General features: G+C 66.2%; 9 protein-coding genes. 3 read left to right on the plus strand and 6 right to left on the minus strand.

The window, feature by feature from the left end; all coding sequences use genetic code 11:
• Positions 1–20 precede the first annotated feature (20 nt).
• The 6 genes from AC3IR9_RS04280 to AC3IR9_RS04305 form a co-directional block, all read right to left on the minus strand.
• Positions 21–2957 carry a TonB-dependent receptor domain-containing protein gene (locus tag AC3IR9_RS04280; protein ID WP_489294250.1) on the minus strand — a complete coding sequence of 979 codons (2937 nt, stop codon included), beginning with the start codon at positions 2955–2957 and terminating at the stop codon, positions 21–23.
• A gap of 379 nt (positions 2958–3336) precedes the next feature.
• Positions 3337–4863, minus strand: a complete 1527-nt coding sequence (gene ppx / locus AC3IR9_RS04285) for an exopolyphosphatase (protein ID WP_489294252.1) — start codon at positions 4861–4863, stop codon at positions 3337–3339.
• A gap of 167 nt (positions 4864–5030) precedes the next feature.
• A complete protein-coding gene (ppk1, locus tag AC3IR9_RS04290) occupies positions 5031–7112 on the minus strand; it encodes a polyphosphate kinase 1 (protein WP_489294253.1) in 2082 nt (693 codons plus the stop codon).
• The gene (gene phoR / locus AC3IR9_RS04295) at positions 7109–8449 is read right to left on the minus strand and encodes a phosphate regulon sensor histidine kinase PhoR (RefSeq protein ID WP_489294255.1); all 1341 of its coding nucleotides are present in this window, start codon (positions 8447–8449) and stop codon (positions 7109–7111) included. Before phoR ends, ppk1 begins: the two co-directional genes overlap by 4 nt.
• A gap of 126 nt (positions 8450–8575) precedes the next feature.
• Positions 8576–9265: a phosphate regulon transcriptional regulator PhoB gene (gene phoB, locus AC3IR9_RS04300; protein WP_489294256.1), complete on the minus strand. Its 690-nt coding sequence runs from the start codon at positions 9263–9265 to the stop codon at positions 8576–8578.
• Between the two features lie 135 nt (positions 9266–9400).
• A complete protein-coding gene (locus AC3IR9_RS04305; RefSeq protein ID WP_489294257.1) occupies positions 9401–11041 on the minus strand; it encodes a M48 family metalloprotease in 1641 nt (546 codons plus the stop codon).
• A gap of 153 nt (positions 11042–11194) precedes the next feature.
• On the opposite strand from AC3IR9_RS04305, the gene grxC reads away from it, so the two are divergent.
• The 3 genes from grxC (at position 11195) to AC3IR9_RS04320 (ending at position 13196) form a co-directional block, all read left to right on the plus strand.
• Positions 11195–11494 carry a glutaredoxin 3 gene (grxC, locus tag AC3IR9_RS04310; RefSeq protein WP_489294259.1) on the plus strand — a complete coding sequence of 100 codons (300 nt, stop codon included), beginning with the start codon at positions 11195–11197 and terminating at the stop codon, positions 11492–11494.
• A complete protein-coding gene (locus AC3IR9_RS04315) occupies positions 11491–11883 on the plus strand; it encodes a carboxymuconolactone decarboxylase family protein (protein WP_489294261.1) in 393 nt (130 codons plus the stop codon). Before grxC ends, AC3IR9_RS04315 begins: the two co-directional genes overlap by 4 nt.
• A gap of 305 nt (positions 11884–12188) precedes the next feature.
• Positions 12189–13196: an isocitrate dehydrogenase gene (locus tag AC3IR9_RS04320; protein WP_489294262.1), complete on the plus strand. Its 1008-nt coding sequence runs from the start codon at positions 12189–12191 to the stop codon at positions 13194–13196.
• Positions 13197–13264: the final 68 nt, after the last annotated feature.

The raw sequence follows: 13264 nt of genomic DNA on the forward strand, positions 1-13264 counted from the left end.
GCGTTGTTACCGCGCAGCGATCAGAACTGCTGCTTGTACTGCATGTACACGAAGCGGCCGATGTCGTAGCCGCCGGAGTAGGAGTACACCGAGTTCGGCTTGGTGTACATCACCGGGCCCAGGCGGTTGAACACGTTGTTGGCACCGACCGAGACGGTGGCGTTCCACGGCAGCTTGTAACGCGCCTGCACGTCGTGGAAGGTGACCGAACCACGCTCGTTGTAGTTGCGCGCGCCCTTGTACCACGGTGCGTACACGCCCGGATCGGAGCACTCGTCCGGATGGTTCGGCAGGCTCAGGCACTGCTCCTTCACGCCGGAGTAGTAACGCGCGCTCCAGCTGACGCCGAAGTTCTCCAGGTCCCAGCCCACGGTCGCATTGGAGCGCACGCGGAAGCCGATGCCGGTGTTGGTGCCGATGCCGTTGGTGGTGGTCGGAACGATCGTAGCGTCGTTGGACGAACGGTTGATGTTCGAGCTGACGTAGGTGGTCGACCAGTTGGTGCTCAGCTTGCCGTAAGCGGTATCCAGACGGTAGGTCAGGTCCATGTCGTAGCCTTCGGTCTCGGCGAAACCGGCATTGCGGTTGCCGAAGCGCAGGCCGGTGACGATGCCGGTGACCGGATCACGCGTGAAGCGTGCGCAACGCGATTCGATGTTCTGCTCGTAGCAGTCGATCAGAATCTGGTTCGGGCTGTCGGACACGATCGTGTTGTCGATGCGGATCTTCCACCAGTCCAGCGACACATTGAAGTTGCTGATGAAGGTGGGGCTCCAGACCACGCCCAGCGTCTTGCTGGTCGAGGTTTCCGGCAACAGGTTCGGGTTCGAGCCGGAGCTGAACGCAACCGGGGTGGCCGCGCTCGAGCCGGTGGTCGGCTGACGGGTCGAATCCAGCTGGCGGAACGTAGCAACGTTGGCGATGTCCTGCGCGCAACGTGCACGCACGCTGCTGCTGGTCTTGGCCGAGCCGTACACGCTGTCGCACGGATCGCTGAAGGTTGCGAAGGTTTCCGAACCGCCACCGTACAGGTCGTTGATGGTCGGGGCACGGAAGCCTTCGGCCCAGGTACCACGCACCAGCAGCTGGTCGAGCGGCTTCCACTTGAAGCCGAACTTGCTGTTGAGGGTGTCGCCGAAGGTGTTGTAGTCCGAGTAACGGGTCGCGGCGCTGAAGCTCAGCTCCTTGGCACCGGGCAGGTCGGCCAGCACCGGCACGTTCAACTCCAGGTAGGCTTCCTTGACCTTGTACGAACCACCGGTCGGGCCGGCGGCCAGGTTGGTGGTCGCGCCGGTCTGGGCCAGTGCGTCGGGAACGAACTTGCCGTTCTCTTCACGGTTTTCCAGACCGAAGGCGAAGCCCACGTCACCGGCCGGCAGGGTGAAGGCGCTGCCGCTCAGGTTGGCGAACCAGTTCTTGGTCGAGGTCTGGCCGGTGGCGTTCTCTTCCGGGAACAGCCAATCCTGCAGTGCCTGGTTGCCGTCCAGCCCGTACGGGTTCTGCACGCCGTACGGCACCAGCGGGTTCCACACCATGCAGTTGGCCTTCGGTGCCGCCGCGCTGCCGCACTCGACCTTGCCGGTCGCGTTGTTCAGGTACGACGGACCGACCGCATCGATGACGCGCTGCTTGTGCAGGTTGCCGGTGGTGTGCTGGGTCAGCTCGTTCTTGCTGTACTGGTAGCCCACTTCCCAATCGAAGTAGCGCTCGCCCAGGTCGAACGAACCTTCAAACGCCGCCACCGCGCGGTAGGTCTTCAGCTCGCTGGTGCTTTCGCGCGGGAGTTCCCAGGTACGACGGTTCCAGGCAATCGACGTCGGCGTGGCGTAACCGTTCTTGTTGCCGAACGGGTTGAAGTAGCTGTCGATGGACATGTTGCCATCGGCAGCGAGCTTGCCCAGCGTGCTGGAGGACAGCGGGTAGCCGGCGGTGACGCGGGTCGACTCGCGCTTGTTGTAACCGAGCTCGGTCTTGAAGCGGACGTTGTCGGTGATGTTGGCCTGGCCGGAGAAGAACACCGAGTCACGCTTGATCGGGTAGCTCAGGTGCATCTGATCATTGGTGTTGCTGGTGTCGCCGGTGAACGCGGCCGGGTTGGTCAGGTGATAGTTGGCCGGGTTGGTCGGATCGGTGCCACGGTTGAGCGAGTAGTCGCAACCGGCGGTCCTGGTGCAGCCCGGGCCGCCCCTCAGGCCGGTGAACTGGCCCCACTGGCTGGTGGTGGTCCAACCTTCCGTCGCATGCCGGTCGGTATTGCTGTACTGGCTGAAGCCGCGGTCACGCGCCCACACGGCCTTTTCTTCGGAGTGCTCAGCGGCAAGGGTGGCCGAGAAGCGGTCGTTGGACCAGCCGGCAACCACGTCGAAGCGGTCACGTGCGCCGTCGCCTTCGCTGTACTGCCCGTGGTAGACGTTGGCGGTGACGCCGGTGACGTTGCTACGGGTGATGATGTTGACCACGCCGGCCATGGCGTCGGAGCCATAGATGGCCGAGGCGCCGTCCTTCAGGATTTCGACGCGCTCGATCGCCGACACCGGCAGTACCGACAGGTCCTGGTAGCCGGAGGTGCTGATGCCCAGGCGCTTGCCGTTGATCAGCACCAGCGTGCGCTGGGTGCCCAGGCCACGCATGTCGACATAGGTGCCACCGGCGTTTTCACCGGCGGTCAGCACGTTGGCGCGGCTGATCGTCGGGCTGCCCATCGCGGTGACGTTCTGCAGGATGTCCGATACCGAACTGAAGCCCTGGCGTTCGATGTCCATGCGGGTCAGCGCCAGCACGGGCTGCGCGGTCTCAACGTCAACCTGGCGGATGCGCGAACCGGTGATCTCGATGCGGTCAAGATTGGTAGCGGCCGGCGCGTCCTGTGCCATCGCCGGGGCGGCCATCAGGCCTGCGGTGCCGGCGACCAGGGCGTAGCGGATTGCCTGCCCCAGTACGTTGGTGCGTGAATTCATAAGGCTCTCTCTCTCGGTTGGAACTGAATCAAAAGGAGTTGGCGGGCCCAAGTTCCCGCCTTCCCAAAATCCGACCCAAATTGGGCCGGTTCCCCGATCATAGTCTCGGACGTTAAGTGTTTGTAAAGCTCCATCAACAAATTCATCACGTCGATCTAACTATCGAGACGAAATGTGAGGAAAAGCAATGCGTTGCGAGAAAGGGTCAAACGTCGTTGCGTATCGGTTTGTATCAAGACGTAACAATTTGCTGCGTTGCCGCATGGTTTTCGCGCGGGCGTCCGCGTTGCTCGTGACCGCGCACACAAAAAAACACGGCCCCTTGGCAGGGGCCGTGTTCGGGCGGGCGGGCCGCGCGGTGGGACTGAACGGGCGAGCGTCAGGCCACGAACGGCCGGAACTGCACGCCGAGCCCGGCCATGCCGTCGGTCTCGCCGATGAGGTCGGCCCGCAGCAGCGGCCGGGCGTCGATGTAGGCCTGGGGCAGGATCAGTGCCAGGCGGGCGTCATCGGCGGTCAACTCCAGCGCCGGCATGGGCGTGTCTTCATGCGCGCGGTTGAGCAGGACCGCCAACCGCAGCAAGGCGGTCATGCGCCGCGCAGGTTGCAGCAAACGCTCGGGCAGCGCCTCGAAGGCGGACTTGGACACATTGCGGCGATGGCTGCGCACCAGCGCGGCCAGCAGTTGCTGCTCCTGTCGCGAGAAGCCGGCAATGTCCGAGTTCTCCAGCACATAGCTGCCATGCACGTGGTAGCCGCTGTGGGCGATCATCAGGCCCAGCTCGTGCAGGCGTGCGGCCCAGCCGAGCATGCGGGCATCGTCGGGATCCAGCCCCCAGCTGTCCTCGACCTGTCCGAGCAGGTACATCGCGGTGCGTTCGACCCGCTCGGCCTGCACGATGTCGATGCCGTAACGCAGGGTCAGTGCGGCCACCGACTCATCGCGCAGGTCGTTCTCGCCGGCACGGCCGAGGATGTCGTACAGGATGCCCTCACGCATCGCCGCCTTGCTGACCAGCAGCTTCTGCAGGCCCAACGCCTGGAACGCCGCTTCCAGCACCAAGATGCCACCGGCGATGATCGGCCGACGGTCCGGGGACAGGCCGGGCAGGTTGATGTCTTCGATGCGCTTGGCCTTGAGCAGCTCGTCGCGCAGCTGCGGCAGCGCCTCGGCGGTGATCGCCCCCTTGCTCAGCTTCATGGTGGCGCAGATTTCGCTGATCGCCTTGTGCGTGCCCGACGAGCCAAGCGCTTCGTGCCAGCCCAGTGCCCGGTACTTGGTCGCGAACTGCTGGAACTCCGCGCCGATTTCGGTCAGCGCGTCCTTCCAGCGCTTGCGGCTGAGCTTGCCGCCTGGGAAGAAGCGCCGGGTGCTGGCGATGCAGCCGGCCTGCAGGCTTTCGCGTTCCAGCGTCTGCATGCCCTGGCCGATGATGAACTCCGTGGAGCCCCCGCCGATGTCGATCACCAGCCGACGCTGGTCCGGTTTGGGCGGTTGCGCATGGGCCACGCCGAGATAGATCAGGCGCGCCTCTTCGCGCCCGCTGACCACTTCGATGGCATGCCCGAGCGCGGTTTCTGCCGGCATCAGGAACGCCTGTGGGGAGCGCAGCTGGCGCACCGTATTGGTGGCCAGGGCCCGTACCCGCACCGATGGAATTGCCTGGATGCGTTGGCCGAACCGGGCCAGGCATTCCAGCGCGCGCTGGCGTGCCTCGGCCGACAGGCCGCCCTTGCCATCCAGCCCATCGGCCATGCGCACGGTCTCGCGCAGGCGGTCGACCACCCGCAGCTGCCCGAGCGTGTAACGCGCGATGACCATGTGGAAACTGTTGGATCCCAGGTCGATGGCGGCGAGCAGGTCGCCATCCTGCAATGCGGGCGGAGTCGTGATGGTATGCGGCATGGGCGAATGTTAGCCGAAGGGCGGGGCGCGGCGTCACCGCACGGTCTTCACATGTAGGGACTGCGACCATCGGTCACCGGTAGGTGCCCACCGTTGGTGGGCACGGCACCTGGCCGGCACGGCAGGCGGCGCGGGTCATCGGGCACGTACCCACCAACGGTGGGTACCTACAGGCCCTGCAGCAACGCCATCTGCGCCGCATGCGGCGGTTCGTCATGGCCGGGGCTGCACTTCACGTAGCCGCCGTCGGCCTGCAGCTGCCACGCGTTGAGGTTGTCGTCCAGGTAGTTCTGCAGCACATCGCGGTAGACCTTGCGCGCCAGCTCCGGGTCCAGGATCGGGAAGCAGGTCTCGACCCGGCGCAGCAGGTTTCGCTCCAGCCAGTCGGCGCTGGCGCAGAACAGTTCAGCGGCGCCATCGTTGCCGAACCAGTACACCCGGCTGTGCTCAAGGAAACGCCCGACGATCGAGCGCACCCGGATGTTGTCCGACACCCCCGGTACCCCAGGGCGCAGCGTGCACGCGCCGCGCACGAGCAGGTCGATCTGCACCCCCGCCTGCGAGGCGGCATACAGCGCGCGGATCATCTGCGGCTCGTTGAGGGCGTTCATCTTGGCGATGATGCGGCCCGGACGGCCGCTGGCGGCCAGGCGGGTTTCGCGCTCGATCCGCTGCAGCAGCCCCGGGTGCAGGGTGAAGGGCGATTGCAGCAGGCGTTTGAGCTTGGTCCGCGGCGCCAGCCCGGACAGCTGCTGGAACAGCAGGTGCACATCGTTGCCGATGTCCGCATCGGCGGTGATCAGGCTGATGTCGGTGTACGCGCGCGCCGTGCCGCTGTGGTAGTTGCCGGTGCCCAGGTGTACATAACGGCGCAGCTTGCGGCCTTCGCGGCGCACGATCAGCAGCATCTTTGCGTGGGTCTTGTAGCCCACCACCCCGTACACCACCTGCACGCCGGCTTCCTGCAGGCGGTCGGCCAGGCCCAGGTTGGCCTCTTCATCGAAGCGCGCGCGCAGCTCCACCACCACGGTGACGTCCTTGCCGTTGCGTGCGGCCTGGATCAATGCATCGACAATCTGCGAATCCTTGCCGGTGCGGTACAGCGTCTGCTTGATCGCCAAGGCATTGGGGTCCACGGCGGCCTGCTTGATCAGGTCCAGCACCGGGGTGAACGCATCGAAGGGATGGTGCAGCAGCACATCCTTGCGCGCGACCACCTCGAAGATGCCGTCGCCGTCGCGCAGCACGCGCGGATTGAGCGTGGGGTACTTCAGTTCCGGGCGGGCCAGCAGGTCGTACAGCTGGATCACGCGGTTGAGGTTGACCGGGCCGTCGATGCGGTACACCGCGTTCTCGGTCAGGCCGAAATTCTGCAGCAGGGTACGCACGATGTCGCGCGGGCAATCCTGCGCGATCTCCAGCCGCACCGCCGGCCGGTAGCCGCGGTCGACCAGCTCGTCGCGCAGCGCCAGCGCCAGGTTTTCCACTTCCTCTTCGTCCACCACCAGTTCGGAATTGCGGGTGACCCGGAACTGGTAGGCGCCCTGGACTTCCATGCCCGGGAACAGTTCATCGACGAAGGTCGACAGCACCGAGGACAGGAACACGTAGGTCTGCGGCCCGCCGAGCTTCTCCGGCAGCTGGATGATGCGCGGCAGCGAGCGCGGTGCGCGCACGATGGCCAGGTGGCCGGCGCGGCCGAACGCATCGGTCCCCTTGAGCACCACCACGATGTTCAGCGATTTGTTGAGGATTTTCGGGAACGGGTGCGACGGGTCCAGGCCCAGCGGCGACAGCACCGGCATGATCTCGTTGCGGAAGTACGCGCGCAGCCAGCGCTTCTGGCGGTGGTTCCAGGAGTGCCGTCCGAGCACATCGATGCCGGCCTCGTGCAGCGCCGGGCGCAGGGTTTCGTTCCAGCACCGGTATTGCTGGTCGACCAGCTGCGCGGCGCGGTCATGGATCGCATTGAGGATCGCCTGCGGGGTCATGCCATCCGGTGCCGGCGGCAGGCCGAACTCCTGTGCATGCCGGACCGCGGCGGCGCGGATCTCGAAGAACTCGTCCAGGTTGGTGCACGAGATGCACATGAAGCGCAGCCGTTCCAGCAGCGGCACCTGGGTGTCCATGGCCTGGGCCAGCACGCGGAAGTTGAAGTCCAGCTGCGACAGTTCGCGGTTGATGTACAGCGCCGGGTCGCGCAGCGGATCGTTGTCCACAGGCACGGCGATGGGGACGAGAGTGCTCATGCGGAAAAGTCTTCGGAAGAGGGAAGGGAGGCAACCTCGGCGCGGGCGCGCACGTGGTCGGCATCGAAGTGGCACGAAAACACGCTGCCCTTGCCGACCTCGCTCTGGATCTCCAGGCGCGCGTGGTGCAGGCCAAGGATGTGTTTGACGATCGACAGGCCCAGGCCGGTGCCGCCGCTTTCACGCGAACGGCTGCTGGAGACCCGGTAGAAGCGTTCGGTCAGGCGCGGCAGGTGCGCAGCGGGGATGCCATAGCCGGTGTCGCGCACGCTGAGCACCACCCCCTGTCCTTCGCGCGCCAGTTCCACTTCGACGCGGCCGCCGGCCGGGGTGTAGCGCACCGCATTGGTGACCAGGTTGGAGAACGCGCTGTGCAGTTCCTTGTTGGAGCCCTGCAGATCGACCCCGGCACTGTCGATCACGTTGATCTGGTGGCGGCCCTGGCTGTGCGCTTCGGCCTCGCGGCGCAACGTGGCCAGCATCGGCGCCATCGCCACGGCTTCTTCTTCGGTGTGTTCCTGCGACTCCAGCCGCGACAGGGTCAACAGGTCTTCGACCAGCTGGGCCATGCGCTGGGACTGCTTGCGCATTTCTTCCAGCATCGGGCCGGTACCGGGGAAGTCCTCCGGTTCCATCATGTCCAGATAACCGTGCACCACCGTCAGCGGCGTGCGCAGTTCGTGCGAGACGTTGGCCACGAAATCACGGCGCACCTGTTCCAGCCGCAACAGCTTGCTGACGTCGCGCGCGATCAACAGCCAGTAGTCGGGCGAGTAGGGAATCAGGCGCAGGTTGAGCCGGATCGCCGGATCGACCGGCGAGGGCACATCCAGGATCGGTTCGGCATTTCGGCCACCGGCCAGCCAGTGGGCCAGCGGCATCGGCTGCAGGCGTTCCACCAGCGCCTCGCCGAGATCGCCGGGATGGTGCAGGCCGAGCAATGACGTGGCCGCTTCGTTGAACCACTGCACGCGCTGGCTGTTGCGGTCCACCACTACTACCGCGTCGGGCAGGGCGGCGGCGGCGGCCCGGTAGCTGCGCAGCATGTCCAGCAGGCGCCGCTTGCGCGTGCGCATTTCCAGCTGGTTGCGATACAGCAGGCGGTCCAGTTCGTTCCAGACGCCGTTGCCGCCGCCCATGTCCCAGCGATGCCGTGCGGTCAGCCGGCGCAGCACCCGGCGCAACCGCCAGTAGTGCCAGGCCAGCGCGCCGATCGAGGCCAGCGCGACGCACATCCACACATGGCCGGTGAGCAGCCCCAGCACGCCGGCGGCGAGCAGCAGAACGGCGAGGGTGGCCAGTGTCTTCAACCAGGCAGAGCGGATGTGGCGCGGCATTGCGGTCTCGCGGAAAGTTCGGTCCCCGGCGTGATCCGGGGTAGAGCGGGGTGCTGCCCCGCTGCGCGTTCTGTAGGTAGAGCGGGGCTCTGCCCCGCTACCGGACCATAACAGGAGTCGTAGTGATCAGGTCGAAGTGGAGAAGCGGTAGCCGGCACCGCGCACGGTCTGCACCATGTTCTCCGCCGCGAACGGTTCCAGCGTCTTGCGCAGCCGGCGGATGTGCACGTCGATGGTGCGCTCCTCCACGTACACGCTGCCGCCCCACACATGGTCCAGCAGCTGGGCGCGGCTATAGACGCGTTCGGGATGGGTCATGAAGAAGTGCAGCAGTCGGTATTCGGTCGGGCCGATCGGCACCGGCTGGTCACCGGCGAACACGCGGTGCGCCGCGCCGTCGATACGGATCGTCCCCACCGCGACACTGCCATCTTCATCGTCGTCGCGGGCGCGGCGCATCACCGCACGGATGCGCGCCAGCAACTCGCGCGCCGAGAACGGCTTGACCACATAGTCGTCGACGCCCGCTTCCAGCCCACCGACGCGGTCGTTTTCTTCGCCGCGCGCGGTCAGCATGATGATCGGCACCTCGCGGGTGAGGGCGTCCTTGCGCCAGCGCCGGGCCAGGTCCAGGCCGCTGGTGCCAGGGAGCATCCAGTCGAGCAGGATCAGGTCCGGGACGCGGTCGGCGATGGCCGTCTGCGCTTCGCGGGCGTCACCGGCGTGGATCGGGTCGTAATCGCCCTTGCGCAGGGCAAAAGCGACCATTTCACGGATTGCGGGTTCGTCATCGACGATCAGGATGCGTTTCTGCACGTGGCACCGTATTGCTTATCAGACCGGGATTGAACCCAGTAGACTACGGTTTCATGACATGTTTGTGACGACCCGGCCTGGATTGGCCTGCATTGCCATCCGGCGGTCATCTGCGCCCCCCCGTGCCCGGCACGCTCAGCGGCGCTCCAGCTCGGGGTCGTGGATGCCTTGGCGGCGCATTTCCAGCACGGTCGGGGTGATGCTTTCGATGCGCGCATCTACCCGCGCACGGCCGACATAGTCCAGCGCCGGCTGCTTCTTCAGCGCCTGCAGCTGCATCAGCGCCTGCTCCGGGCGACCATTCAGGAATGCCGCCTCGGCATACGCCTCGCTGGCCCGGACGGTATCGCCGGCCAGTTCGCTGGCGCGGGCGTAACGCAGCTGGAAAACCGGGTCATTGCCGCTTTGCGACAGCAGCGGGCGCAGCATCGCCTGGGCGCGCTGGCCGGCATCGCGCCCGCCCTGTTCGTTGAGGATCTCCGCGTAGGTCAGTGCCACCGGGCGGCTGCCCGGATGTTGGCGCAACAGGGCCTCGAAACGGGCGCTGGCCTGCGCTGGTTGGCCCGAGCGCGATTCGGCCTGGCCCAGGGCCACGGCCACCCACAGGTTGTCGGGGTGGTCGCGCAGCAGTTCGCCGAGGTCGCGGCGGGCGTCGGCGGCGCCACTGTTGCGCAGCCGGGCCAGCGCCAGGCCGTAGCGCTGCGACGGGGTGAGCCCGTTCTTCTGCGCGCGCTGCAGGTTCTCGTACTCGCGTACTACCTCGCCGGGGGTGTCGGCACTGAGCACACGCAGGCGCTCGCGGGCCCAGTCGAACTGACCGCTGGCGCCGCGGCTGAGGCTGCTCACCGAAATCTGCATCGACGCCGGCAGCAGCGGATTGCTGCGCTTGATGATCGGTTCGGACAGGCTTGGGTCCGAAGGGTTCACCCGTTCCTGGCGGATGCCTCCGGGTACGGCGGTGGTCAGCAGCACCGTGTCCTTCTTCATCTGCTCGGCGCGGGCCTTGGCCTCGCTGATGCGGGTGGTGTTGACCGGGTGGGTCTGCAGGAAATCGGGCGCCGAATAGCCGCCGGCATTGCCGCGCATCGACGCGGCCATGCGCTCGAAGAACCCGGCCATCGCATCCACGTCGTAGCCGCTGCGGGCAAGGGTACGGATACCCAGGCGATCAGCCTCGGATTCGTTGCTGCGGGTGTAGTTGATCTGGCGCTGCTGCATCAGGCCCATGCCCGAGGTGATCGCGGCCATGGTGGCATCGCCGGAGGAGTTGCCGCCGGCCTGCTGCGCGGCAACGACCGCGGCCAGCATGCCCAGCAGGATCGGGATCTGGTCGCGCTGCGCACGCTCCACCCCACGCAGCACGTGCTGCTGGGTGACGTGGGCGATTTCGTGCGACAGCACCGCGGCCACTTCGTCCTCGCGCTCGGCGGTCAACACCAGCCCGGCATTGACCCCGATATAGCCGCCCAGGGTCGCAAAGGCGTTGATCTGCCGGTCCTTGAGCATGAAGAACGTATACGACTGCCGCGGCGTGGCGCTGTTGGAGCCCAGGCGGGTGCCCATGCCCTGCAGCCACTCGTCCACCAGCGGGTCATCCAGCAGGTAGCCGTAGTTGCGCAGTTCGCGCAGCATCATGCCGCCATATTCAGCCTGCCGGGCCGGGGTCAGCAGTTCCCCGGCGGAGGAGCCGATGTCCGGCAGCTTGGCGTCCTGGGCCGAGGCCAGCGGCACGGCCAGGGCGAGGGTCAGCGCAGTAGAGAGCAGCAGAGGGCGCAAACAGGGCTCCTGGAGGTACGGCAGGGCGGACGGGGGGTCAGCGTGACAGGCCAAGGGCAACTCTGCGGTTAATCCACAGTGTTGCGGTGATGACGTGGAAAATCCAGCGGCCAGCTACCATATACAGACACTCGTTTGTCCGTGGAGTTTCCCGTGAGCCAAGACGTCGTTTCCCACCCGGCCGGTGGCCCTGCCATCACCCTCTATTCGACCGCCGTCTGCCCGTACTGCGTGGCCGCCAAGAACTTCCTCAAGAGCAAGGGCCGCGACTGGACCGAGGTGCGCATCGACCTGGACCCGGTCGAGCGCGAAAAGATGATGGCCAAGACCCGCCGCACCAGCGTGCCGCAGATTTTCGTCGGCGAAGTCCATGTCGGCGGCTATGACGACATGATGGCGCTGCACCGCGCCGGCAAGCTGGAGCCCCTGCTGGCCGGCGAGGGCCAGCCATGAGTGCTGCCGACGACGGCAGCAAGGACCGCATTGCCGAATTCACCGAGTTCCGCCAGCGCATGAACCAGCGCATCCTCGGCGAGCCCAACCAGGTGGTGCGGCGCTTCTTCGCGCTCGACACCCAGACCTACCAGGCCGGCGCGCTGGATGTGAAGACCAAGGAACTGCTGGGCCTGGTCGCTTCGATGGTGCTGCGCTGCGATGACTGCATCAGCTACCACGTGGCCCAGTGCAAGGACGCCGGGGTGACCCGTGAAGAGTTCTTCGAGACCTTCTCGGTCGGCCTGGTGGTTGGCGGCTCGATCGTGATCCCGCACCTGCGCCGTGCGGTGGATTTCCTGGACCAGCTGGAAGGCGGCGTGGCCGCCCCGGCCGTTCACGAGCATTAGTCCCAACGTTCATGGTCGCGTGCCCGCCGACCAACGGTCGGCGGCTACCGGTGCTTCACCATCCGGTAGGTATCGACCGTTGGTCGATACGCTCGCGCATCGCCATTCATGTTCCCGCCGCGCCCTCCACCCTGCTGGGGGCGAGCCCCTTCTGTTGCAGGGGCGCGCCGAAGGCGCGCCTGGGACTAATGGGTAACTTGGGGTCCTTCGGCCGGGTAAGGCATAATTGCGAGTGAAACTTCCCTTGCGCCCGTGCTCCGCGACCCTGACGGACGGCGCTCCCCCTCGGTTCGGAATACACATCAATGACGCAGAAAATCACGGTCATCCGCGGTGACGGCATCGGCCCGGAGATCATGGACGCTACCCTGTTCGTGCTCGGCAAGCTGGACACCGGCTTTGAATACGAAGACGCCGACGCCGGCCTGGTCGCACTGGAAAAGCATGGCGACCTGATGCCGGCCTCCACGCTGGAGTCCATCGCGCGCAACAAGATCGCGCTGAAGAGCCCGCTGACCACCCCGGTCGGTGGTGGCTTCACCTCGATCAACGTCAGCCTGCGTCGTCATTTCGACCTGTACGCCAACGTGCGCCCGGCGACCTCGTTCCCGAACACCAAGTCGCGCTTCGGCGACGGCGTGGACCTGATCACCGTGCGTGAGAACACCGAAGGCGCCTACCTGGCCGAAGGCCAGGAAGTGTCGGCCGACGGCGAGACCGCGTTCTCCGGCACCCGCATCACCCGCAAGGGCTCCGAGCGCATCGTGCGCTACGCCTTCGAGCTGGCCCGTAGTGCCGGCCGCAAGAAGGTCACCGCCGTGCACAAGGCCAACATCATCAAGTCGACCTCGGGCCTGTTCCTGGCCGTGGCGCGCGAAGTGGCGGCCAAGTACCCGGACATCGAGTTCCAGGAAATGATCGTCGACAACTGCTGCATGCAGCTGGTGATGCGTCCGGAACAGTTCAACGTCATCGTCACCACCAACCTGTTCGGCGACATCATCTCCGACCTGTGCGCCGGTCTGGTCGGCGGCCTGGGCCTGGCCCCGGGTGCCAACATCGGCGAGAACGCGGCGATCTTCGAAGCCGTCCACGGCACCGCGCCGGACATCGCCGGGCAGGGCAAGGCCAATCCGTGCGCGCTGCTGCTGGCCGCCGCGCAGATGCTGGACCACGTCGGCCAGGCGGAGAACGCCGAGCGCCTGCGCAAGGCCATCGTGGCCACCCTGGAAGCCAAGGATTCGCTGACCGGCGACCTCGGCGGCACCGGCAACACCATGGGCTTCGCCCAGGCCATCGCCAGCCGCCTGTAAGCGGTCCGTCGGCATCGGTCGATTCCACCACGGGGCGCCTTCGGGCGCCCCGTGGCGTTTCAAGGGTT

It is taken from the genome of Stenotrophomonas sp. GL_101 (genome assembly GCF_057835675.1).